Annotated in this window: 17 protein-coding genes, 1 other RNA gene and 1 pseudogene; 6 read left to right on the forward strand and 13 right to left on the reverse strand. The window is 69.0% G+C overall.

Annotation, left to right across the window (positions count from 1 at the left end; translation table 11 throughout):
- Positions 1 to 8 precede the first annotated feature (8 nt).
- The 5 genes and pseudogenes from ACFJIX_RS01220 to ACFJIX_RS01240 all read right to left on the reverse strand — a co-directional run bounded on the left by ACFJIX_RS01220 (position 9) and on the right by ACFJIX_RS01240 (position 5,120).
- Positions 9 to 1,830 (reverse strand): annotated as a pseudogene (locus ACFJIX_RS01220) (peptidoglycan D,D-transpeptidase FtsI family protein).
- Positions 1,827 to 2,153 (reverse strand): cell division protein FtsL, encoded by a 327-nt coding sequence (ftsL, locus tag ACFJIX_RS01225; RefSeq protein WP_377157130.1) that lies wholly within the window; start codon positions 2,151 to 2,153, stop codon positions 1,827 to 1,829. The pseudogene ACFJIX_RS01220 and the gene ftsL overlap by 4 nt, the downstream one beginning before the upstream one ends.
- Entirely contained in the window at positions 2,150 to 3,166 is a 1,017-nt protein-coding gene (gene rsmH, locus ACFJIX_RS01230) for a 16S rRNA (cytosine(1402)-N(4))-methyltransferase RsmH (RefSeq protein WP_377157131.1), read from the reverse strand. Before rsmH ends, ftsL begins: the two co-directional genes overlap by 4 nt.
- 5 nt (positions 3,167 to 3,171) lie before the next feature.
- Positions 3,172 to 3,600, reverse strand: a complete 429-nt coding sequence (mraZ, locus tag ACFJIX_RS01235) for a division/cell wall cluster transcriptional repressor MraZ (protein WP_331614200.1) — start codon at positions 3,598 to 3,600, stop codon at positions 3,172 to 3,174.
- Between the two features lie 389 nt (positions 3,601 to 3,989).
- The gene (locus ACFJIX_RS01240; protein ID WP_377161537.1) at positions 3,990 to 5,120 is read right to left on the reverse strand and encodes an MBL fold metallo-hydrolase; all 1,131 of its coding nucleotides are present in this window, start codon (positions 5,118 to 5,120) and stop codon (positions 3,990 to 3,992) included.
- A 297-nt stretch (positions 5,121 to 5,417) separates the two neighbouring features.
- Between ACFJIX_RS01240 and ACFJIX_RS01245 the strand changes: the two genes are divergently transcribed.
- Positions 5,418 to 6,026 (forward strand): TetR/AcrR family transcriptional regulator, encoded by a 609-nt coding sequence (locus ACFJIX_RS01245; RefSeq protein ID WP_377161539.1) that lies wholly within the window; start codon positions 5,418 to 5,420, stop codon positions 6,024 to 6,026.
- Between the two features lie 92 nt (positions 6,027 to 6,118).
- Here the strand turns inward: ACFJIX_RS01245 and ACFJIX_RS01250 are convergent, their stop codons facing one another.
- The 4 genes from ACFJIX_RS01250 to ACFJIX_RS01265 all read right to left on the reverse strand — a co-directional run bounded on the left by ACFJIX_RS01250 (position 6,119) and on the right by ACFJIX_RS01265 (position 10,423).
- Complete coding sequence (locus ACFJIX_RS01250; RefSeq protein ID WP_377157133.1) at positions 6,119 to 7,936, reverse strand: methyl-accepting chemotaxis protein; 1,818 nt, start codon at positions 7,934 to 7,936, stop codon at positions 6,119 to 6,121.
- Between the two features lie 174 nt (positions 7,937 to 8,110).
- The gene (locus ACFJIX_RS01255) at positions 8,111 to 8,809 is read right to left on the reverse strand and encodes a carbonic anhydrase (RefSeq protein ID WP_377157135.1); all 699 of its coding nucleotides are present in this window, start codon (positions 8,807 to 8,809) and stop codon (positions 8,111 to 8,113) included.
- Complete coding sequence (locus ACFJIX_RS01260) at positions 8,724 to 9,080, reverse strand: hypothetical protein (protein ID WP_377157136.1); 357 nt, start codon at positions 9,078 to 9,080, stop codon at positions 8,724 to 8,726. Before ACFJIX_RS01260 ends, ACFJIX_RS01255 begins: the two co-directional genes overlap by 86 nt.
- A 119-nt stretch (positions 9,081 to 9,199) precedes the next feature.
- The gene (locus ACFJIX_RS01265) at positions 9,200 to 10,423 is read right to left on the reverse strand and encodes a multidrug effflux MFS transporter (protein ID WP_377157138.1); all 1,224 of its coding nucleotides are present in this window, start codon (positions 10,421 to 10,423) and stop codon (positions 9,200 to 9,202) included.
- Positions 10,424 to 10,645: 222 nt separating this feature from the next.
- Here ACFJIX_RS01265 and ACFJIX_RS01270 point away from each other — a divergent pair, with 222 nt between their 5' ends.
- The 4 genes from ACFJIX_RS01270 (at position 10,646) to ACFJIX_RS01285 (ending at position 13,944) form a co-directional block, all read left to right on the forward strand.
- On the forward strand, positions 10,646 to 11,605 hold the full coding sequence (locus tag ACFJIX_RS01270; protein WP_377157139.1) for a Gfo/Idh/MocA family protein: 960 nt from the start codon (positions 10,646 to 10,648) through the stop codon (positions 11,603 to 11,605).
- Positions 11,606 to 11,638: 33 nt separating this feature from the next.
- Positions 11,639 to 12,084: RNase P RNA component class A (gene rnpB, locus ACFJIX_RS01275), an RNA gene on the forward strand.
- A gap of 97 nt (positions 12,085 to 12,181) precedes the next feature.
- The gene (locus tag ACFJIX_RS01280; protein WP_377157141.1) at positions 12,182 to 12,649 is read left to right on the forward strand and encodes a GNAT family N-acetyltransferase; all 468 of its coding nucleotides are present in this window, start codon (positions 12,182 to 12,184) and stop codon (positions 12,647 to 12,649) included.
- Between the two features lie 149 nt (positions 12,650 to 12,798).
- The gene (locus ACFJIX_RS01285) at positions 12,799 to 13,944 is read left to right on the forward strand and encodes an acyltransferase family protein (RefSeq protein WP_377157143.1); all 1,146 of its coding nucleotides are present in this window, start codon (positions 12,799 to 12,801) and stop codon (positions 13,942 to 13,944) included.
- 3 nt (positions 13,945 to 13,947) lie between these two features.
- On the opposite strand, the gene ACFJIX_RS01290 is transcribed toward ACFJIX_RS01285, so the two are convergent.
- The 3 genes from ACFJIX_RS01290 to ACFJIX_RS01300 form a co-directional block, all read right to left on the reverse strand.
- Complete coding sequence (locus ACFJIX_RS01290) at positions 13,948 to 15,006, reverse strand: FHA domain-containing protein (RefSeq protein WP_377157144.1); 1,059 nt, start codon at positions 15,004 to 15,006, stop codon at positions 13,948 to 13,950.
- Positions 14,988 to 16,466, reverse strand: a complete 1,479-nt coding sequence (locus tag ACFJIX_RS01295) for a trypsin-like peptidase domain-containing protein (protein WP_377157145.1) — start codon at positions 16,464 to 16,466, stop codon at positions 14,988 to 14,990. Before ACFJIX_RS01295 ends, ACFJIX_RS01290 begins: the two co-directional genes overlap by 19 nt.
- Before the next feature lie 158 nt (positions 16,467 to 16,624).
- Positions 16,625 to 17,842, reverse strand: a complete 1,218-nt coding sequence (locus ACFJIX_RS01300) for a cyanophycinase (protein WP_377157147.1) — start codon at positions 17,840 to 17,842, stop codon at positions 16,625 to 16,627.
- 452 nt (positions 17,843 to 18,294) lie between these two features.
- Between ACFJIX_RS01300 and ACFJIX_RS01305 the strand changes: the two genes are divergently transcribed.
- Positions 18,295 to 21,108: a TonB-dependent receptor gene (locus tag ACFJIX_RS01305; RefSeq protein ID WP_377157149.1), complete on the forward strand. Its 2,814-nt coding sequence runs from the start codon at positions 18,295 to 18,297 to the stop codon at positions 21,106 to 21,108.
- A 169-nt stretch (positions 21,109 to 21,277) separates the two neighbouring features.
- Here ACFJIX_RS01305 and pyrC read toward each other — a convergent pair whose 3' ends face one another.
- Complete coding sequence (gene pyrC / locus ACFJIX_RS01310; RefSeq protein ID WP_377157151.1) at positions 21,278 to 22,312, reverse strand: dihydroorotase; 1,035 nt, start codon at positions 22,310 to 22,312, stop codon at positions 21,278 to 21,280.
- Positions 22,313 to 22,317 lie beyond the last annotated feature (5 nt).

A 22,317-nucleotide genomic window follows, 5' to 3' on the forward strand; every position in this document is an offset into this window, starting at 1 on the left:
GTGCCCGCTCAGAAACTCTCGTCGACGGCTTGCAGCCGTTGCTGCGCCACGATCTGCGGCTTCACGTCGAGGTCCGGCGGCTCGCCCAGCAATCTGAGCGTCTGCGCCACGACCTGGCTGAAGACCGGACCCGCGACGGCACCGCCGAAGTACTGGCCGTTCTTCGGCTCGTCGACCATCACCGCAACGATGATGCGCGGCTTGGAAATCGGTGCGATGCCCACGAACCACGAACGGTATTTGTGGCTCGCATAGCCCTTGCCTTCTTGCTTGTGCGCCGTGCCGGACTTGCCGCCGACGCTGTAGCCGGGAACCATCGCCTGCGGCGCCGTGCCGCCCGGGCCGGCCGCCATCTGCAGCATCCCGCGGATGTCCGCGGCGACCTTCGGGCTGAAGACCTTGATGCCGTTCACCGGCTGGTCGGCCGGGCGCCGGGTCATCGTGATGGGGGATGATGTCGCCCTCGCGCGCGAAGACCGTGTAGGCGCGCGCCAGTTGCAGCAGCGACGCGGACAGGCCGTAGCCGTAGCTCATCGTCGCCTGCTCGATCGGACGCCAGCTCTTCCACGGGCGCAGCTTGCCGGTCACCGCGCCGGGGAAGTCGATCTGCGGCCGCTGGCCCAGGCCGATCGCGGTGAACATCTCGTGCATCTCGCGCGGCTGCATCATCAGCGCCATCCGCGCGGCGCCGATGTTGCTGGACTTCTGGATCACCTGCGTCACCGTCAGGTCGCCGTGCGGGTGCGCATCGGTCGGCGACCAGCCGGAGATCACCACGCTGCGCGGACCGGTGCTCAGCAGCGTGTCGGGACGCACCCGGCCGGTCTCCAGCGCCAGCGCGGTCGTGAACGGCTTCATCGTCGAGCCCGGCTCGAAGACGTCGGTCAGCGCGCGATTGCGCAGTTGCTCGCCGGACAGGTTCTGGCGGTGACCCGGGTCGTAGCTCGGGAAGTTGGCCAGCGCCAGCACCTCGCCGGTGTGGGCATCCAGCACGACCACCGAGCCGGCCTTGGCCTTGTTCTCCGCCACCGCGTCGCGCACGCGCTGGTAGGCGAAGAACTGCACCTTCGCGTCGATCGACAGCTCGATGTCCTTGCCGTTGGTCTCGGGCACGCGCTCGCCGATGTCCTCGACGACGCGGCCCAGCCGGTCGCGCACGACCGAGCGCGAACCGTCGCGGCCCTGCAGGTCCTTCTGGAACGCGAGCTCGATGCCTTCCTGGCCCTGCTCCTCGATGTTGGTGAAACCGACGATGTGCGCGGCGGCTTCGCCCTCGGGGTACTGGCGCTTGTATTCGCGGTCCTGGAACACGCCCTTCAGGCCGAGTTCCTTGATCTTGCGGGCGGTCTCGTCGTCGGCCTGGCGGCGCAGGAACACGAAACGGTTGGCCGGGTCGAGGCGCTTGTCGAGCTCCGCGCGCGACATGTCGAGCAGCTTCGCGAGCTGGCGGCGCTTGTCGGGATCGGTGTCGACTTCCTTCGGGAAGGCCCAGATCGACGGCACGGCCACGCTGGCGGCCAGCACCTGGCCGCTGCGGTCGCTGATCTTGCCGCGACTGGCCGGCAGCTCCATCTTGTGGGCGTAGCGGGCTTCGCCCTGGCGCTGGAAGAAGTCCTCGCCGATCAGCTGGATGTAGGCCGCGCGCGCCAGCAGGCCGGTGAACGCCAGGCCCACCAGCGCGACCAGGAACCGCGAGCGCCACGGCGGCGTCTTCGACGCCAGCAGCGGGCTGCTCGAATAGCTGACGCCACGCGTCGAGCCGTTGCGCGCTGCGTTGCGCGAGGCGTTCCGGGCGCTGTTGCCCAGCTTCTTGCGGAGCTTGCCGATCATCGGGCGGCTCCTTGCACTGGAGGCTGCGCACGACCGCGCACACCGCTGGCCTCGATCGCCGGCGCCTCCGGATTGAACGTGATCGCCGGCGAGATCGGACGCATCTTCAGCCGCTCGCGCGCGACCTGCTCGACGCGCAGGTTGGTCGCCTGCGCCTGGCGGTCGGCCATCAGCTTCTGGTAGTCGGCGTCGAGCCGGCGGCCCTCGGTCTGCGCACGGTCGAGCTCGGTGAACAGGCGGCGCGATTCATAGGCGCTGCGCACCATGTAGATGCCGGACACCATCACCGCGGCGATCAGCAGCAGGTTCAGGCGGCCGATCATCGACGGCCCCCCTTCTTGCGCTTGCCAGTGTCCTCGGCGACCGGCGGCGGCAGCGGCGCGTCGGTGCGCTCGGCCACCCGCAGGATCGCGGAGCGCGAGCGCGGGTTGCCGCGCACCTCGTCCTCGCTGGGCTTGACGCGCGCGATGGCGCGCAGCGGTTGCGGCTTGGGTTCGGCGAACGGAGCGCGGCGGTCGAATACTTCCTTGCTGTGTTCAGCGATGAAGTTCTTGACGATGCGGTCTTCCAGCGAATGGAAGCTGATCACCGCCAGCCGGCCGCCCGGCTTGAGCTTGGCCAGCGCGGCCTTCAGCCCCTGCTGCAACTCTTCAAGCTCGGCGTTGACGAATATCCGTAGAGCCTGAAATGTGCGCGTCGAAGGATCCTTGCCCGGCTCGCGGGTTTTGACTGCACCAGCCACGACTTGGGAAAGCTCGGCGGTTGTCCGGACAGGGCGCCCGCCTTCCCGGCGAGCCACAAGCGCCTTTGCAATCGGGAGAGCAAACCGTTCTTCGCCATAGTCGCGGATCACCTGTGCAAGTTGGTCCACCTCCGCGCGGGCGATCAACTCGGCGGCGCTTTCGCCCCGCGTCGTGTCCATGCGCATGTCGAGGGGGCCGTCGAAGCGGAAGCTGAAGCCGCGCTCCGGGTTGTCGATCTGCGGGCTGGAGACGCCCAGGTCCAGCAGGATGCCGTCGACCTGGTCGACGCCCAGCGCGTCGAGTTGCGCGCCCATGTCGGCGAACGCGCTGTGGCAGATGTGGAAACGCGGGTCGTCGACCCGCGTCTGTCCGGACGTTGCGGCCGCGACCGCTTCCGGGTCGCGGTCGATGGCAATCAACCGTCCCTTCTCCCCCAGCCGTGACAGCAGCAGGCGGGAGTGGCCGCCGCGCCCGAAGGTGCCGTCCACATAGATGCCGTCGGGGGTCGTGAAGGCGCCGTCCACCGTCTCGTGCAGCAGCACGGTCGTGTGGGCGAAGGCGGGGGCGGTGGAGGAAGAGGACTGCTCGCTCATGACGGTCAGAAGCTGAAGTCCTGGAGCACGGCCGGCATCTCGGACTGCATCACGGCGGCCTCATGGGCGGCGTAGGCCTGGGCGTCCCAGAGCTCGAAGTGGCTGCCCATGCCGAGGAGCATCGTGTCCTTCTGCAGCCCGGCGGCGGTGCGCAGCTCCGGCGCGATCAGCACGCGGGCGGCGGAATCGATCTCGACATCCTGGGCGTTGCCGAGGAAGACGCGCTTCCAGCCGGCGGCGGACATGGGCAGCGCGGCGACCTTGTCGCGGAACTGTTCCCAGGCGGGACGGGGGAAGACCATCAGGCAGCCTTCGGGGTGCTTGGTCAGCGTGAGCTGGCCGCCGCACAGCGCCTGCAGGACCTCGCGGTGCCGAGCAGGGACGGTCAAGCGCCCCTTGGCGTCCAACGCCAAGGCACTCGCCCCCTGAAACACGACATTCGCCACTTTGCCCCACCGAATTGCACTTTCTCCCACTTTAATGGCGGGCCGCGCCCCGGTCAAGGTAATTTGGCGTTTTTCCCAATCAAATCAATTACTTAGCTCCCATTTTCAAGCCAGTGCGTGAAATAAAAGTCGTTCAAAATGAAGGACTTAACAACTGCAGTGCAAGTGATGGATCAACTCAAATCGACTGTCGTACCCGCCTGAAACCGGGACAGCGACCCTCAGGCGGAGGCACCACTGTGGGGGCCAGCCGCGCTCCCACCCTGCCTCAATGAGCTATCCACCGTCCGACAGTGGCGGAAAAGTGGAGCCATGCAAAAAGCCCGGCCAGGCCGGGCTTTTGGTGGGAGAGCGGTTCGAAACCTAGCGGCCGAGGCTCAGGGGGTCACAACGGATGCGGCGGTCGATGCGGCCGCCGGCTGGCCGGCGCTCGTGGAGACCGGCGAAGCGACGGCTGCGCCCTGCCACCACTGCGGCGTCGGCCCCGGCTGTTCGATCGCCAACGGCGAACCGATCACCGGCGTCACGAGCTCCACGTTGCGCAGCCGCGCCAGGGCGCTGATGCGCTCGAACGGGTCCTGCCAGCGGTGCATCGCCAGGTCGAAGGTGCCGTTGTGGATCGGCAGCAGGCGCTTGCCCTTCAGGTCGACATGCGCCTGCATCGTCTGCTCCGGCTGCATGTGGACGTAGGGCCAGCGCGGGTCGTAGGCGCCGGTTTCCATCAGCGTCAGGTCGAAGGGGCCGAAGCGGTCGCCGATCGCCTTGAAGCCGTCGAAGTAGCCGGTGTCGCCGCTGAAGAACACGCGCAGGTCGTCGTCGATCAGCACCCACGAGGCCCACAGCGTCGAGTTGCGGTCGCTCAGGCTGCGGCCCGAGAAATGCTGCGCGGGGGTCGCGGTCAACTGCACGCCCGCGATCGACGTGCCCTGCCACCAGTCGAACTGCTGCACCTTGGCCGCGGGGACGCCCCAGTCGATGAGGCGCTGCCCCACGCCCAGCGGCGTCACGAAGTGGCGCACCTTGGGCGCCAGCGCGAGCACGGTGTCGTGGTCGAGGTGGTCGTAGTGGTCATGCGACAGGATCACCGCCTCGATCTCCGGCAACTCGTCGAGGGCGATCGGCGGCGCGTGGAAGCGCTTCGGACCCATGAACCAGAACGGCGACGCGCGCTCCGAGAACACCGGATCCGTCAGCCAGAAGCGGCCGCGCAGCTTCAGCAGCACGGTTGAATGACCGAGGCGGAACAGCGTCCGGTCCGGCGCGGCCAGCAACTGGGCCTTGGTCAGCGCCTGCACCTCGATGGGCGTGTCCGGCGCGGTGCCGGCAGGCTTGTGGAACATGAAGTCCCACATGATGCCCATCGTCTTCCAGAAGCCCTGCTCGGGCTCCACCGCGGGGTTGTGGAACTGGCCCTTCGCCCATTGCGGCGACTGCTCGACGGCGGGCTGGGTGCCCTCCGGCGCGGGGGCGGAGACGCCCTTCGAGGGGATGGCGGCGGGCGAGGACATCACGCGGGAAGCGGTCATGGCGAGGGCTCCAACAATCAGGACGGCGGCAACGCTGCTCAGCGCGCTCAAGGAGCGCGGCAACAAGGCGCGGGCGCTGCGGACGACGGGGTGGCGGGGAGACTGAGGGCTCATTTGAAAACTTGCACTACACAGTGTAGTTTTTCAGCAGTCTAGACGCTCAATCCTGAAAAGTAAACTCCCCGGTGTAAGATTGATCCCATGACTTCCGACGCCGCCCGCCCCCTGCCAGCGCCGCTCGCTCCCGAGGAACTCGCCGCCTACGGCGAGGCGGAGCGCATGCGGCTGACCGACCGCAAGCGCCAGGCGATCGTCGACGCGGCCATCGCGGAGTTCCGCGAGCATGGTTTCGAGGTCGCGAACATGGACCGCATCGCGGGCCGCGCGCAGGTGTCCAAGCGCACCGTCTACAACCATTTCAGCGGCAAGGACGCCCTGTTCGACGCGATCCTGGAGCGGCTCTGGGTCGCGACCGAGGCGAAGCTCAAGCTGACCTACCGCGCCGACCGGCCGTTGCGCGAGCAGTTGCTGACGCTGGTCGAGCAGAAGCTCGCGATGAGCGACGACCCGCAGTTCCTGGATCTGGCGCGGGTCCTGATCGCCGAGGCGATCCACGCGCCGCAACGCGCGCGGGAGATGCTGTGCCGGCTCGGCGGCCGAGAGGAAGCGCTGACCGTGTGGATCCGCGCGGCGATGGCGGACGGCCGCCTCAAGGACGGGGATCCGGCCTTCGCCGCGGCGCAGCTGCAGGCCCTGGTCAAGGGCTTCGCCTTCTGGCCGCAGATCACGATGGGACAGCCGCCGCTGGACAAGGCGCAGCAGCGGCAGGTGGCCGATTCGGCGACCGACATGTTCCTGCGCTTCCACGCGGTCGATCCGGCGCGCTGAGCGGCACGCCCGGCATCGCCATCCTGCGCAGGCCGCTGGCCCTCACCCCTTCCCTCTCCCGCAAGCGGGAGAGGGGGTAAGAGCGGCGGGGATCAGAACGTCGTCGACGCCGAGCCGCTCAGGCGGAAGGTGCCGACGACGTCGGCCAGCTTCTGCGCCTGGTCCTTGAGACTTTCCGCGGCAGCCGCCGATTCCTCGACCAGCGACGCGTTCTGCTGCGTCACCTGGTCCAGCTGCGCGACGGCCACGTTCACCTGGCCGATGCCGTGGCTCTGCTCCTGCGCGGTGTGGCTGATCTCGCCGATCATCTGCGCCACACGCTGCACGCTGCCGACGACCTCGTTCATCGTCTCGCCGGCGGAGGACACCTGGCGCGCGCCAGTGTCGACGCGCTCGACACTGGCCGTGATCAGCGTCTTGATCTCCTTGGCCGCGCCGGCCGAACGCTGCGCCAGCGCACGCACCTCGCTCGCCACGACCGCGAAACCGCGGCCCTGCTCGCCCGCACGCGCGGCCTCGACGGCGGCGTTCAGCGCGAGGATGTTGGTCTGGAAGGCGATGCCGTCGATCGTGCCGATGATGTCGCCGATCTGCCGCGAGCTGGTGCTGATGTCCTGCATCGTCGCGACCACCTGGCCCATCGCCTCGCCGCCCTGGCGCGCGACGCGGCTGGCGGTATCAGCCAGTTGCCGCGCCTGGTCGGCGTTGGCGGCACTGTTGGCCACGGTGCTGTTGAGCTCCTCCATCGAGCTCGCCGTCTCCTGCAGGTTGCTGGCCGTTTCCTCGGTACGCTGGCTCAGGTCATGGTTGCCGGCGGCGATCTGGCGCGACGCGACCGCGATCGACTGGCTGGTCTCGCGCACCTGCAGCATCACCTGCTCGATCTTGTGCACGAACTGGTTGAAGCCGCGCGAGATGTCGGCAAGCTCGTCCTCGCCACGCACCTGCAGGCGCTGGCTGAGATCGCCCTCGCCGGCGCCGATGTCGTTCATCGCGCGCTTGATGCCAGCCAGGCCTTTGAGCAACGCACCGACCGCCGCGGCGGCGACCAGTGCCGCCACAATCGTCACGACCAGCATCGTCAAGCCCGCGTTGCGCAGCACGTCGGACAGCGCGGCCAGAGCCTCGTTGCGCTCGGCTGCGGCCACCAGCACCCAGTCCGTGCCGGGCACGTCCACGGCCTTCAGGAAAAAGCGGGCGGCGCCGACCTCGGCCAGCGTCGGCTCGTCGCCATGGGCGGTCGACAGCAACGCGCCGTCGATCGCGGCGGACAGGTCCTTCACCGGCTTCAAGGTCAGTGCCGCGTCCGGGTGCGCAATGACGGTGCCCTGCTTGTCCAGCAGCATCGCAAAACCGCTCGCGGTCGGCTTGATCGACTTCATCGTCGCGACGATGTCGTCCAGCGCCACGTCGGTGCCCACCACGGCCTTGAGTTCGCCGCCCGCGCGCACCGCACTGGCGAAGGTCACGACCAGCTTCTTGCTCGACGCCGCCACGTAGGGCGCGGTGATCACCGTCTGGTCCGTGCCGGACGCCAGCTTGTACCAGCCGCGGCCGGTCGGGTCGTACTCCGCCGGGCGTTGGCGGTCGGGGATGGAGATCATCCGCTTGTCCGCGCCGCCGACGTAGGCCAGATCCAGCCGGCCCGACTGCAAGGCCTGTGTCAGCACGGGGCGCGGGTCCTCGAGCTGCGCGGCCGGTGCCATCGCGGTGACCACGTCCTTCTGCGTCTTCACCCACGCGGCGATGCCGGCGGCATTGGCGGTGGCCAGATCGGTCAGTTGGGCCTGCACCTGGCGGCGCGCATGATCGCGCACGGCCCAGTAGCTGGCGAAGGTGGCGAGCGCGACGGCCGCCACGACGATCAGGATGCTGATGGCGATCAGGCGCGATTTGATGGTCTTCAACACGGTGGGAGTCCGGGGGGGGGGGGAGGAGGCCGGCATTGTGCGGGTAGCGTCACCTCCAACCAAGGGTTTCCACCAAGAAGAAGGCCGAGGCGTGACGGTGGTCACCGCCCCGGCCCAAAGCGGAAACAGTGCTTTCCGCGGCTCAGAAATTGAAGAGACGAACCCTTCGCTGATTCAGTTCGATTCCTTGATCAGACGGCCCGACTGCGCCTGCAGCGGCCGGGCGTTCATCGGGTACAGGTGCGAGAACACCGAGATCTGCTGCGACGACACCTGCACCGGTTGGCGCAGCACCAGCCACAGCACGCCTTCGCTGCAGGGCGGCGTGGTCATCGAGCCCATGTACGAGAAGTAGGCCTGGTCCCGCGGCAGCAACTGGGTGAGGTCGATGGGAACCGGCGCCGTATAGGTATCGCCGCGTTCGAGCGGCAGGTAGTTCCAGACCGTCTGGATCAGCGCCTGGTCCTGGCCGCGCTCCAGCAGCACCGCCACCGTGGCCTGGCGCCCCTCGGCATCCTTGTGGACCAGGTGGGCCACCATGTCGTACTGGCGGCCGTTGATGCGCTCCTCGCTCGGGCGATGGAAGTGGAACTGCTGCAGTTCGTAGCGCCGACCCATGATCGTCAGGGCATTGCCCGCCGCCACATTCACCTGGATCGTGTGGCCGTTGTCGACCACGGAGAAGCTGCTGGGCTTGTAGTCGAACTGGATGCGCTCCTGATCGACCTTGATCGTGTCGCGCAGGTCGATCGGGCTCTGGCGGGTGCCGATCGCGCATTGGCGGAACTCAGGCTGCAGTTGGCCCCATTTGTCGGGCGCGCCTTCGCCGGTGTAGGCCCAGGGGATCGAGGATTTCGCCGCGGAGGCCGCCACCGCGGGCTTGGCGGCGCGCGCGCGCGCGCAGGTCAACCGGGTTGGCGGTTTTCACGTCCACCGCCGCGCCGGCCGGTCTGGTGCTCAGCTTGAGCGCGGCGGCGTCCTCCTTCAGGCGGTCCGCCAGGCGGTCACGCAACTGTTCCCCGGACGCCTCCCCTTTCGGAGCGGGCGCAGGCGCGGGCTCGGCCGCGCGGAGCGCGCCGGGCAGCAGCAGGGACAGGCAGAGGGCCGCCGGCAGCAGGACACCGGATCCGGGACGGTCAGACATGAAAGGGAACTCCGGGAACGACAGAAGGATCGCCCTGTCTATTTCGGAGCCTGGCCGGGCATCTTGAGGGTCGCCCGATGTGCCGATGTGCCGATGTGCCGATGTCCGATGTTCCGATGTCACGCGGGCGGCGCCGCCGCGGACACCTCGCGCTTGACCCAGGTCCAGGCAACCAGCCCGATGCACATCATCGCGGCGGAGGTCACCGCCAGCGCGAGCATCGAGTGCATCACCAGCGGCACCAGCACGCCCGCCACCAGGCCGTTGGCCGCGCTGCCGATGCAGGCCTGCAGCGAGGAAGCCATGCCGCGGCGCTCGGGTGCCTGGTCCAGCACCAGCAGCGTCACCACCGGCACCATCAGCGCCCAGCCGAAGGCGAAGCTGCTGATCAGCGGAAAGGCCCACAGCGGGCTGTGCGGCAGCGTCAGGTTGCAGACGATGTTGGCGACGGACGTGAAGCCCATGATCAGGAAGCCGCGCCGGATCTGCTTGCGCGGCGCGATCTTGCCGGCGAGCCGGCCGCTGAGCCAGGCGCCGCCCATGATCCCGCCGATGCTGAACAGGAAGAAGATGAAGTACTGCGTCGGCGCCAGGCCCAGGTGTTCGCCGAGGAAGACCGGCGCGGCCAGCACGTACAGGAACATGCCGTTGAACGGGATGCCGCTGGTCAGCGCCAGCAGCAGGAAGCGGCGGCTGCCGACGAGCGAGCGGTAGCCCCGCAGCAGCGAGCCGACATGGAAGGGTTGGCGGTGGTCGCGATGCAGGGTCTCCGGCATCAGGCGCCAGGTGATCGCGAACAGCAACGCGCCGACGAAGACCAGGAACCAGAAGATCGCGTGCCAGTCGGCGTGCACGTAGAGGAAGCCGCCGATCATCGGCGCGATCGCCGGCGCGAGGCCGAAGAAGATCGTCACCTGCGACATCACCCGCTGCGCCTCCGACGGCGGGAACATGTCGCGGATGATGGCGCGCGAGACCACCACGCCCGCCCCCGCCGACAGCCCCTGCACTGTGCGCCAGAACACCAGCTGGCCGATGCTGCCGGCCAGCGCGCAGCCCATCGAGGACAGCGCGAAGACCGCCATGCCCCACAGCACGACCGGGCGGCGGCCGAAGCTGTCCGACAGCGCGCCGTGGAACAGGTTCATCACCGCGAAGCCGAGCAGGTAGCCCGACAGCGTCTGCTGCATCTCGATCGGCGTCGCGTCCAGCGCCTGGGCGATGCCGGCGAAGGCCGGGATGTAGGTGTCGATCGAGAACGGCCCCACCGTGGCCAGCGCGGCCAGCAGGATGGCGAGGGCCCAGCGCGGGGCGCGCCACAGTTGGCTGGCTTCGGGGTTCATGCGTGGGTGCGGTGCGAGCGTGCGAGGAAGCCGCCGACGATAACGCCGGCAAGCCGCGGAGCTGGCCGTCATGCAGGCCGGGAACGCCGCTTGCGGGTGAAGCGTGCGCGGGTCGCCCGGGCGTCCCGGGCGATGACCGGCAGTGTAGCGGGGCCCCTACACTGCGGGACTTTTGCGGAACTTCGGGCGGGGAACGTGGTGCCAGGCGTATTGAGCATTGGGGTGGTCGGACTGGGGGTGATGGGTCAGCGGATGCTGGCGCGTCTGGCCGGTCACGCCCGGCTGCGGGTGACCCGCGTCTGGGACGAGAACCCCGAGGTGCTGGCGCAGGCGCTGGCCCACGACCCGCTGCTGCGCGCGGCCACCAGCGCCGAGGCGCTGATCCGCGAGCCGGGCCTGCATGGCCTCTACATCGCGACGCCGCCGGGGCCGCACATCGCCTTGACGGAACAGGCGTTCGACGCGGGCCTCGTGGTGCTGTGCGAGAAGCCGCTGACCACCGATTTCGAGGCCGCGCGCGCCTGCATCGAGCGCATCGAGCGCGAGCGGCAGCGGGCGGCGGTCAATTACTCGCTCGCGTCGTCGACCGGACTGGCGCAGCTGCAGCTGGCCTTCGGCGCCGGATCGCGGCGGCCGATGGGCGCGCTGCACGGCGTGGCCATCGACTTGCGCTTCGCCGCGTGGCCGCGCCCCTGGCAGGCCGGCGCCGGCGCCTGGCTGTCGCAGCGCGCCGAGGGCGGCTTCTCGCGCGAGGTGCTGTCGCATTTCATCTTCGTGCTGCAGCGGGTGCTGGGACCGGCCAAGGTCGTGCGCAGCCAGGTCGAGTACCCGGACGACGGCGTCGGATCCGAGCTCGCGGTGGAGGCGGAACTGGTCGCCGCCGGCGTGCCGGTGACGATCAGCGCCAGCCTTGGCGGCGATCGCGCCGACGACAACCGCATGCTGTGGCGCGCCAGCGAAGGCGAGATCGAGCTGCGCGACTGGTTCGGCGTGACGCAGCAGCGCCAGGGCGAACGCGTCCAGAGCATGGGCGACGCCGAGACGCTGCGCATGAACGGCATGACGGACCAGCTCAGCCACTGGTCGGCGATGCTGGACGGACACTCGCACAGCCTGCCGGGCTTCGCCGAGGCGCTGGCGGTGCAGAGGACCATCGAGGCCGTGCTCGCCGGCCAGCCCTGAGCCCCCCTGCCCCCGGGGTAAACTCGCGCCCGTGAAGCAAGCCAGACCGCCGCTGGTGCGATCGTGGAAACACGGCACTGGAGGAAGGTCCGGACTGCATAGAGCGGCGTAGCAGCTAACGGCTGCCCGGCGAAAGCCGAGGATCAGAGCAACAGAGACGAGTCGAAGCGGGTTCCGCCAATCGGGTGTTCTGTGAGGGAGAGGGCGCAAGCCCTCTCGTCCGTGAGGCGCAAGCATCGCGGACTTGCGCGCAAGCGCAGACCGAGCAGCCACCCGACGCGGGCAAGGCCCGCTTCGGGTGAAACGGGCAATCTCTACGCGCAGCAACACCAAGTAGGCCAGCGTTGATGCGGCTCGCAGAGCTGGCGGGTAGGTGGCACCGAGCCGGGCAGTGATGCCCGGCCCAGATGAATGGCGGTCACGCGGAAAATCGCAAGAGGATCCGCGCACAGAATCCGGCCTATCGGCTTGCTTCACGCTTATGACAACCCTGCAAGCGAACATTGGCTTGCAGAACTTTTCAGGGTCTTTCGCGGATCCGGCCCGGTTGGGCACATCGGTTGCTACCTTCGGGCCATGCAGATCGAACCTCTGGACCCCCACAGCCCCGCCGCGATGTCCCTGCTGGCGCAGTCGGACGCGTACATGGCGGCCCTCTACCCGAGCGAGAGCAACCACCTCGAGGATCCGCACGCGCTGGCCCAGCCGCGGGTGCGTTTCATTGGCGTGTGGCTGGCGGAATGGCTGGCCGGATGCGCGGCGGTGAAGGTGGTCGACGACGCGGAAGTCCCCTACGGCGAGATCAAGCGGGTCTTCGTCCAGCCGCACTTCCGGGGACGCGGAATCTCCAAGGTGTTGATGGAAGAGCTGGAGTCCCACCTCAGGGCGCAAGGCATCGAACTGGCGCGGCTGGAGACCGGCGTGCACCAGCCGGAGGCGCTGAAGCTGTACGAGACGCTGGGCTACGACCGCCGCGCGCCGTTCGGCAACTATGCCGAGGACCCGCTGTCGGTCTTCATGGAAAAGCGCCTGACGGCCAACTGAAGTCGACCGAGCGTTGACCGGGCGTCGACACGCGCGACGCTGTCCCCTGGAGGGGTTCCCCCGTCCCGGGGGACGTCCGGTGAACCGACGCCGCGGTGCCGCCGTACCGTGCGAGGCTGTCCTGGCTCTCGCCGACGCGCCGCCGCCTCATGGCCCCGACCGCCCCTTCCCACGCGCCCCACGCGTCACACGCGTCACACGCGTCTCCCCACGCCGCCGCGCCAAAGCTGGCTTCGATCGAGGCCGCCCGCGCGCTCGCCGCGCTGGCGGTGGTGCTCATGCACGCGACGCACCTGATGCGCGTGCCGCAGTTCACCGGCCATGTCGCGCTGGGCGGCGTGTTCGACTTCGGCTACGTCGGCGTCGACTTCTTCTTCGTCCTGAGCGGCTTCATCATCACCTTCGTCCACCACGCGGAGCTGGGCCGCGGCGCGGCCCGCTGGCCGGGTTACCTGTGGAAGCGCTTCGTGCGCGTGTTCCCGATCTACTGGATGGTGCTGGCCATGACCGCCGGACCCTCGATCCTGTCGAGGCTGCTGGCCGGCCGCACGCCGATCTCGGAGCTGGGCAGCGACGACATCCCCGGCACGCTGCTGCTGTGGATCGGGGCGAAGGAGCCGGAGTACGTCGGCGTCGCCTGGTCGCTGCAGTACGAGGTGATGTTCTATCTGAGCTTCTGCGTGTTGCTGCTGCACCTGCGCGGCGGCCTCGCGCTGTATGGGCTGTGGGCCGCGCTCGTCGTGGCGCAGACCTTCGGCGCGCTGCCGGGCACCCTGCCCTGGAAGCTCGGCGACCCGCATTGCCTGCAGTTCCTGATGGGCGTCGCGACCGGGCTGCTGGCGCGCCGCGCGACGCTGCCGCTGGTCCGGTGGCAGGGGTGGATGGTGGGCGCGATCTTCGTCGCCGCCGTGCTCTACGAACGCCTCGGGCCGCAAGGGGCGCACGCCTTCGGGGGACGCGTCGCGCTGGGGCTCGCCTCGGCGTCGGTGCTGGCCACGCTCGTGGCCATGGAACGGCGCCATGCAGTCCGCGTGCCGGCCGCGCTCGCGCAGCTCGGCGCGGTGTCGTACTCGCTCTACCTCGCCCACTGCCTGCTCATCAACATCGTGCTGGCGCTGCTGGCAAAAGCCGGCGTGTATCGCGCACTGCCGGAAGTGGCGACCTTCTCGATCGCCGTCGTGGCGGCCGTCGTCGGCGGGTGGCTGATCGGGCGATGGCTCGAGCTGCCGGTGGTCGCCTGGCTGCGACGGCGCGCGGCGCCACGCGCGGCGCCGGTCGCGATGACCACCGGCTAGGCCCTACTCCTCGTTGTCGCCGCTGCCGCCGGCCTGCTCGTTGCGCTTCTCGGCCTGCCTCAGCAGCGGGGCCTCGAGCTTGTCCATGCCGTCGATGAAGCTGTCCACCGGCTTCGGCGTGGCCAGGCGCAAGGACGGCGGGGCCAGCGTGGCCATGTAGTTCGGGCCGAGCCAGTACTGCTGCTCGGTGCGCCGTCCCACCGTCAGCACCAGGCCGACAAGGCACATCGCGCCGATGCCCACCGCCACGCGACGCGAGGCGCGCGGCCAGACCACGGTCGCATGCCACCACAGCAGCAACGCGGCCCCCACCGACATGACCACCGTTTCCAGCGCCAGCAGCCGCGGCGCGTTGAACATGTAGGCCACCAGCGGCAGCAGCAGGTCCAGCAGCTGCATGGCGACCGTCGCGACCAGCGCCCGCCACAGATGGGCGCCGAACGCGAACCAGTGCCGGAACAGCTGCGTGATGAGCGCCCAGAGCGCCGACCAGATCAGCGCCACGCCGATCGGCGCGAGCAGCGCGCTCACGGTGTCGACCCAGCTCGCGGAGCCGTCGTTGCCCGCCCAGTTGGAGCCCCACAGCATCAGCGCCCAGAGCGCCAGCATGGCGGGCAGCGCCCACGACGGCCGCGCGTCGCGCTTGACGGGCTCGTCGGCGCGGTTCATCGGCTTCTCGGCCGGCAAGGGATCCAGGACCGTGCGCAGCCGCAGCCGCGTGGTGCCGATCTGCAGCAGGGCCGACGACGGCCACGCCGCGCGGCTGCCCGCCGCGAGCCGGCGTCCGTCGAGCCATCCGCCGTTCTGGCTGGGCAGCAGTTCCAGCACCGGGCCACCCGCGGCAGGCGCGGCCTGCTCGTCCAGGGTCTCGTCGCTGCGCTCGGCGGCCGGTTCGCCGCGGTCCCAGTGCAGCAGCGCGTGGGCGCCGGCCAGGTGCGGATCGGACAGCACGAGGTCGCAATCCGGCGACCGCCCGATGCGCAGCGGCCACGCGCGCACGCGGTGCACTTCCCGGCAATGACCGTCCCGGTCGACGATCTCGATTACCGCGGCGTGGTCCATGCGAATCCTTGCAGATAGTGACGCGTCAGCTTGGTGGCATTCGCGAAGCTGACGCCGCGGGCGTCGAAGCGGCCGAGGGCGCCTTCCGTCGCGGCGTCCACGTTGGTGACCAGCACGGTCAGGTCGAAGAGCCCCTCCAGCTTGCGGTAGGCGCGCAGGCAGGCGACCGCCCGCAAGGGCGGCCCCTCCTTCTGCTGAACGAAGTCCTCGCGGCAGTAGGGCGCGGTGCGGTCGCGATCCGGACCGCCCAGGCGTTCATTGCGGAAGCTCGCCGAATAGATCGCGGAGAAGCGGATCGCGCCGAGCTTGCTGCCGTCGTAGACCTCTTCGGTGACGCCGAAGTAGCCGGTCTGCAGCGACTCGCTGATGAACAGCGCATGCTCCATCCGGCATTGCGTGCGCTGCATCTGCAGGCCCTGCTCGTCGGCGGAGGAGCCGCTCCCCCAGCAGCGCATGTACTCCTCCTGCGGGATCGGGAAGCGATAGCGCGGATGCGTGAGCGTGCGCCACGGCTGCGCGAGGAAGTTGCGCGAGAGCTCGTCCTGGTAGGCCATCAGCTGCTGGCGCAGCTTGGGCCACGCGGCGCCCTTCATCGGCGCGGCGTTGCGGCTGCGCGCGAGCAGCGCGGCCGCGTGCTCCGCCGGGACGAGGAAGCTCATCTGCTGCGCGAAGATCATCGTGGACACGTTGATGCCGACGATCTCGCCGTCCTCGTCGATGACCGGACCGCCGCTCATGCCGGGGTTGATCGAGCCGGAGTAGTAGATCAACGGATCGAAGCTGCGCTCGACCAGGCCGTTGTACGTGCCCTCGACGACGGCGAACGCGACGTCGTGCGGGTTGCCCATCGAGTAGATGCGCTCGCCCTTGGCCAGCGGCTGGTCCGCCTTGCGGAACACCAGCGGCGTGGCCGTCATGCGGGCGATCACGTTCTTGGGATCGCCCTGGGGATCCGGCGCGGCGCCCTTGCGCACGATGCGCAGCAGCGCGAGGTCGCGGCGGGCGTCGAAGTCCAGCAGCTCGATGTCGCCGCCGTCGCCTTCGGGCGTCTGGTACTGCAGGCGGTAGCGCTCCGGCTCCAGCGCGTGCTGGCTGATGACGTGGTAGTTGGTGATGACGTGGCCTTCGGCGCTGACGACAAAACCCGACCCCACCGAGGCCTGGCTGCCGTTGTACAGCGTGCGGACCTGCAGCAGCTGCGAACGGCTGCGGTCATAGAGCCGGCGCGCGCTGGCCGAGACCGGCGCCGACGGCATCGCCTGGCTGGCGGCGATCGAGGGGGCGCTGGGCGGGACGGCCGGGGTGGTCGGCAGGGCCGGTGAATGCGGCACGACGGGCGAGGCCGGCGCCACCGGCGCGGGGCGTGTCTGCGCCGCGGCGGGCAGCCCCAGTGCCGCGCTCAGCAGCAGCAGGACCGCCCCGGCGGCGGCACGCCCAGGGGTGAGAGGTTTTCGCGACAACGCAGGAGACTCCAGGAGAAGAGCAAGGAAGAGCGGACGCCGCATGCTAGCGGCTTTGCCCAGGCCGGCAGCAATCGGGATGCCGGACGGCCTTGCCTGCCGCCCGGGCGGCCAAGCAGGGCGCGGCCGAGGGGCACGGGCCTGCAGGCACTCGTGACTCACTGCTGGGGGCGCTCTCCGGCAGGGGGCTCCTCGGCCGCGGCCGGCTTCTTCGGGCGAGGCTCGCCGGGCCAGGGGCCGAACAGCGGCAGCGGCATGCGCACCGGCGTCACGTCCAGGTAGAGGTTGACCACCGTGTAGTCCTCGGGCCCGAGTTCATCGGTGCTCCAGCCGATGCTGCCCGGTCCCTTGTAGAGCCGGAACAGGAAACCCAGATCCGCCAGCGTATCGCCGGCCCTGGGCGCGGCCTCGAAGCTCAACCCCCGGAACTCGGGCTGCACGCTGTCGATCAGGATGGACATCGCCGTGGAGATCGTCGAGTCGCCCAGCATGTCCGTGTAGAACTGCGGCAGCGTGTAGTAGGGCTTGTAGTCGGGCGCGCCGGGCTCGAGCTTCTGCCCGCGCAGCTTCACCGTCGACGGCGTGACGCCGCGGGTGCGCAGGTTCATCCGGTCGCCGTGGTCGAGGTAGGTCAGCCGGGCGTTCTTCAGGTTGAAGACGCCGAGCCCGCGGTCCGAGGACGCCTCGCTCAGGTCGACCAGCAGCGCGCCCTTGTGGCCGATGATCTCGACCTCGTCGCCGCGGATCACGGCGGCGGAGTTCTCGTCCACGCCGAGTCCGAGCTTGTAGTTCTTGGCCAGCATCAACGGCACCATGCGGCCGAAACGCCCGCGCTTGAGGAAGTGCTGGTCGACGAAGAGCCCGGGCCCGACGAAGCCCAGGCCGCGGTCGATCTGCTTGCCCTCCTCCCACTGGCCCTTGAGGATGCTGATGACGCTGGGCGCGTCGCGGAACATCACCGTGCTCATCACCGCGGCGCCGGCCGAGGTGCCGGCCACGACGCCGCCCTTGCGGTAGACGTCCCAGATGGCGTCGAGCATCGGCGTCGAATGCCCGCCGGGGAAGAGCACGTCGACGATGCGCTCCTGCGAGCCGCCGGTGAAGAAGATGCCCTTGGCGTTGCGCACCTTGGCGATCAGCGCGGCGTCGCGCACGACCTTGTTGAGGTCGACCCACGAGAACTTCGGCGCGACGGGCAGCGCCTCGGCGATGGCGCCGCGGCGCTGCAGCTGCTCGACGACCTGCTTGGCGCTGGCCTCGGGATCCTCGGCCGCGGTGCCGAACACGACGAAGCGCGCGCCGCGTCCGCCGGCCAGCGCGATCAGGCGATTCCAGACCTCGTCGTTGTCGGCCTTCAGCGCGCCGCCGATGGCCATCGCGTGGCCTTTAATGGGGACATCGGACGAGGGGCCAGTCGTTGCCTGGGTCGGCGGCGCGGACGACGGGGCCATGGCAGCGGGAGCGGCCGTGGTAGCAGGAGAGGCTGTGGGAGAGGCGGAGGCCGGCGCGGCCGTCTTCCCGGTCGCCGCCGATCGGGGCGGCGCGGGAGTGGCGGGCGGCGCGGCGAGCGCCGGCAGCACGGTCCACGACAACAGGAGCGCGCCGACGGCGCGGCGCAGCAGACAGCGATCGAACATCGTCAGAGCCTCCCGCCGCGCGGGGGCGGCTTCTCACACCACCATAGCCTCACCCACCCCCCAACGGGTGACCATTGGTCACAGGTCAGTTGCTTCGTCGCGACTGTCGCGGGTCATCACCCTTGTCCGTGACGGTCCGCTCCCTGAGACTGGTCCGACAGAGCCACCCCCATCGGCCCAGGGAGCCCACCATGACCCTCCGCACTTCGCGCGTCAGCCGCGCCACGCATCGCCCGCCGTTCGCGCCCCGCGTCTGCGCGGCTGCGGCACTGATCGCGCTGTGCGGGGTGGCGCACGCGCAGGTGGCGCCGCCGGAGTCGGCCGCATCGGCCCCCTCCGCCCCCCAGAAGCTGCAGCGCGTGCAGATCACCGGCTCCGCGATCAAGCGCATCGCCGACGAGGGCGCGCTGCCCGTGCAGGTCATCAACCGCAGCGACATCGTCAAGGCCGGCGTCACGACGGCGGCCGAGATCATGGCCACCGTCTCCGCGATGAGCAACGCGCTGACCGACGGCGTCAGCATCGGCACCGGCGGCTTCCGTGACCAGATGGGATTCAACTCGGCCAACCTGCGCGGGCTGGGGACCTCCTCGACGCTGGTGCTGCTGAACGGCCGGCGCATGGCCAACTTCGCGTCGCCCGGGGACGACAACGGCGTCGACCTCAACAACATCCCGGCCGCGGCGATCGAGCGCGTCGAGGTGCTGCTCGACGGCGCCTCCGCGATCTACGGCACCGACGCGATCGGCGGCGTCGTCAACTTCATCACCCGCAAGGACTACCAGGGCGTGCAGGTCGACGTCTACGGCGGCAAGACCGGCGAAGGCGGCGCCAGCAAGCGCACCGCATCGATCGCCGCCGGTCATGGCGACCTGGCGCGCGACCGCTTCAACGTGATGGGCGTGCTGGACTTCCAGAAGACCGGCGCGCTGCGGACCTCGCAGCGCGACTTCATCTCGGACCTGCGCATCCCGGAGCGGTTGCCGCATCTGCTGTCGTCGGCGGGCTTCCCCGGCAACATCCGGCTGGGCGGCGATCAATTCGACTACCTTGAGTCGCAGGGCTTCGCGATCAACGGCAAGCCGATCACGTCGCGCAACATCAACCTCAGCGCGCCCAACTGCCAGCCGCCGCACACGCTCTACCTGCCCGCGGGCATCGGCGGCGTGGACGGCTGCACCTACGACTACATGCGCGACCTGGAGCTCTATCCGAAGACCGACAAGGGCAGCTTCCTGGGCCGCGGCGTGTTCAAGGTCGCCGACAACCATGAGGCCTTCGTCGAAGCCTCCTACACGCGCAGCAAGAGCTGGTACGTGGGCACCAGCAACCGCATCGACGCCGACCTGGACGTGTCGATGATCCCGGCGCTGGCCGCGACGGGCCTGGGCGACGCGCTGCCGGACGACCGCCTCATCACCGTGCGCACCCGCATGCTGGAGGCCGGGCCGCGCGCCAGCGAGCTGATCAGCACCGGCAGTCGCGTGGTGGTCGGCATGACGGGCACGGTCGGCGCGTGGGACTACGACTGGGGCTACAACCACAGCGTCAATCGCGTGTCCGATCGCGACGTGCGCGGCTACCTGCCCTACACCGAGACCCTGCAGGCCTACGCCGACGGACTGCTCAACCCCTTCGGTCCGTCGAGCGAGGCCGGCCTCGCCTTCCTGCGGAACAACAACATCAACCAGGAAGTGCGCAGCGCCCGCGGATCGATGGACAGCCTCGACGTCAAGGCCACGCGCAGCCTGATGAAACTCGGCGGTGGCGATCTGGCGCTGGCGCTCGGCGCGGAACTGCGACGCGAGAAGTCCAGCTCGGCCGCCAGCGACCTGCTGATCTCCGACGAGATCCTCGGCGATCCGACGCCGGGCGACGCGCAGTTCACGAACAACTCGCGCAAGGTCTGGGCCGCCTACGGCGAACTGCTGGCGCCCATCACCAAGGAGTGGGAACTCCAGTTCGCGCTGCGGCACGACCATTACCAGAAGGTGGGAGCGACAACCAACCCGAAGGTGGGGCTGCGCTACGCGCCGATGAACAACCTGACCTTCCGGGCGTCGGCCGGCACGGGCTTCCGAGCGCCGTCGATGAATGACCTCTATCGCTCGGTCAAGACCAGCGAGACCGCCACGCTGCCCGACCCGGTGTGCATGCTGGAGAACGACAACGACCTCGGGTTCTGCGCCAACAACTGGGAAACGCGGACCTACTCGAACCCGAACCTGAAGCCGGAGAAGTCGCGTCAGTTCTCGATCGGCCTGCTGACCGATCCGACGCCCGAATGGAGCCTCGGGCTCGACTACTGGCACATCGAGAAGCGCAACCTGATCAGCACGATCGGCGATGACGTGATCCTCGCCAACCTCGACAAGTACGAGCCGCTGGTGCATCGCTACAACGAGAACGAGGGGCTCGCCGGTTGCGACTATGACCCGGATGATTCCGACATCTGCTACATCGAGCTGCACAAGGAAAACCGCGGCAAGCAGAAGGCCTCGGGACTGGACATCACGATGCAGTACCGCTCACCGGCCTCGTCGCTGGGACGCTTCGGGGTGAAGCTGGTCGGGACCTGGACGCTGAGCTCCAAGAAGCAGACCGGCAACGGGGATCCTTACATCAGCAACCTGGGCCGCTTCGTCACCGACGGCGTCGTCCAGCGCTGGCGGCACCGCGTCAACTTCGACTGGTCCCGCGGAGCGTGGAGCGTCAATCTGGCCAACTCGTTCTCCAGCGGCTACGACGACCAGAACTCGGCCATCGATACCAACACCGGGCTGATCGTCGGGAAGAACAAGGTCAAGGCATATTCGCTCTGGGACCTGTCGGGCGGGTGGGACGCCACCTCCGCCCTCACCCTCCGCGCCGGCGTGAAGAACCTGTTCGACAAGGCACCGCCGTTCTCGAACCAGGCTTACTTCTTCATCTCGGGGTATGACCCGAGCTATACCGATCCGAGGGGACGGTTCTTCTACCTGTCGGCGTCGTATCAGTTCAAGTGAGGGCGCCTGCCTGCTGACGTCTGTGCGTTGGCCGCCAGTGCGTGGGCCCCGGAGTCAAGCTCCGGAACCCCACGCACTGCCGTCCCCAACCACCGTCTCACTTCAACGGTTTTGCGACCGAGGACTCAGTCGAGTTCTCGATCAAGCGCTCGGCGTTGCTGCCGAGGACTCAGTCGAGCTTCCAGCTCATGACTTCGCCGCCGCGCAGCGGCTTGAGCTGCGCAGCCTCGCCGAAAGCGACGGACTCGGGGAGCGTCCAGTCGGTCTTGCGCAGCGTGACCTGCGTGGTGTTGCGCGGCAGGCCGTAGAAGTCGGCGCCGTGGAAGCTGGCGAAAGCCTCGAGCTTGTCGAGCGCGCCCGCGGCCTCGAAGGCCTCGGCGTAGAGCTCGATCGCGGACAGCGCGGTGAAGCAGCCGGCGCCGCAGACCGAGTTCTCCTTCATCACCGACGCGTGTGGCGCGCTGTCGGTGCCAAGGAAGAACTTGGCGCTGCCGGACGTCGCGGCCTTGATCAGCGCGAGGCGATGCTCCTCGCGCTTGAGCACCGGCAGGCAGTAGTAGTGCGGACGCAGCCCGCCCATGAAGATCGCATTGCGGTTGTAGAGCAGATGCTGCGGCGTGACGGTCGCGCCAGTGAAGCGGTCGGCGCCGGTCACGTACTGCGCGGCTTCCTTCGTCGTGATGTGCTCGAAGACGACCTTCAGTTCGGGGAAATCCTTGCGCAGCGGCTGCATCACGCGGTCGATGAAGAAGGCCTCGCGGTCGAAGACATCGACGTCGCCGTCGGTCACTTCGCCGTGCACCAGCAGCAGCAGGCCGGCCTTCTGCATGGCCTCGAGCGTCGCGTAGGTCTTGCGGATGTCGGTGACGCCGGCATCGCTGTTGGTCGTGGCGCCTGCCGGATAGAGCTTGAGCGCGACGACACCGGCGGCCTTGGCGGCGGCGATGTCATCCGGCGTGGTGCGGTCGGTCAGATAGAGCGTCATCAGCGGCTCGAAGTCCACGCCGGCGGGCACCGCGGCGAGGATGCGCTGGCGGTACGCGAGGGCCTGCTCGGCCGTCGTGATCGGCGGCTTCAGGTTCGGCATCGCGATCGCGCGCGCGAACTGGCGCGCGGTATACGGGACGACGCTCTGCAAGGCGGCACCGTCGCGCAGGTGCACGTGCCAGTCGTCGGGACGGGTCAGGACAAGGGTTTCGCTCATGGGGC

It is taken from the genome of Roseateles sp. UC29_93 (assembly GCF_042695725.1).
GTDB classification, from domain to species: domain Bacteria; phylum Pseudomonadota; class Gammaproteobacteria; order Burkholderiales; family Burkholderiaceae_C; genus Roseateles; species Roseateles noduli_A.

Excerpts from the sequence above, each read along its gene's own strand:
- ACFJIX_RS01300 (WP_377157147.1), bottom strand. The coding sequence starts at position 17,842 with ATGGCCATCGGCGGCGCGCTGAAGGCCGACAACGACGAGGTCTGGAAT.
- ACFJIX_RS01265 (WP_377157138.1), bottom strand. The coding sequence starts at position 10,423 with ATGAACCCCGAAGCCAGCCAACTGTGGCGCGCCCCGCGCTGGGCCCTC.
- pyrC (WP_377157151.1), bottom strand. The coding sequence starts at position 22,312 with ATGAGCGAAACCCTTGTCCTGACCCGTCCCGACGACTGGCACGTGCAC.
- ACFJIX_RS01260 (WP_377157136.1), bottom strand. The coding sequence starts at position 9,080 with ATGTCTGACCGTCCCGGATCCGGTGTCCTGCTGCCGGCGGCCCTCTGC.
- ACFJIX_RS01305 (WP_377157149.1), top strand. The coding sequence starts at position 18,295 with ATGACCCTCCGCACTTCGCGCGTCAGCCGCGCCACGCATCGCCCGCCG.
- ACFJIX_RS01240 (WP_377161537.1), bottom strand. The coding sequence starts at position 5,120 with ATGTCCTCGCCCGCCGCCATCCCCTCGAAGGGCGTCTCCGCCCCCGCG.
- ACFJIX_RS01285 (WP_377157143.1), top strand. The coding sequence starts at position 12,799 with ATGGCCCCGACCGCCCCTTCCCACGCGCCCCACGCGTCACACGCGTCA.
- rsmH (WP_377157131.1), bottom strand. The coding sequence starts at position 3,166 with ATGAGCGAGCAGTCCTCTTCCTCCACCGCCCCCGCCTTCGCCCACACG.
- ACFJIX_RS01245 (WP_377161539.1), top strand. The coding sequence starts at position 5,418 with ATGCGGCTGACCGACCGCAAGCGCCAGGCGATCGTCGACGCGGCCATC.
- ACFJIX_RS01280 (WP_377157141.1), top strand. The coding sequence starts at position 12,182 with ATGCAGATCGAACCTCTGGACCCCCACAGCCCCGCCGCGATGTCCCTG.
- ACFJIX_RS01290 (WP_377157144.1), bottom strand. The coding sequence starts at position 15,006 with ATGGACCACGCCGCGGTAATCGAGATCGTCGACCGGGACGGTCATTGC.
- ftsL (WP_377157130.1), bottom strand. The coding sequence starts at position 2,153 with ATGATCGGCCGCCTGAACCTGCTGCTGATCGCCGCGGTGATGGTGTCC.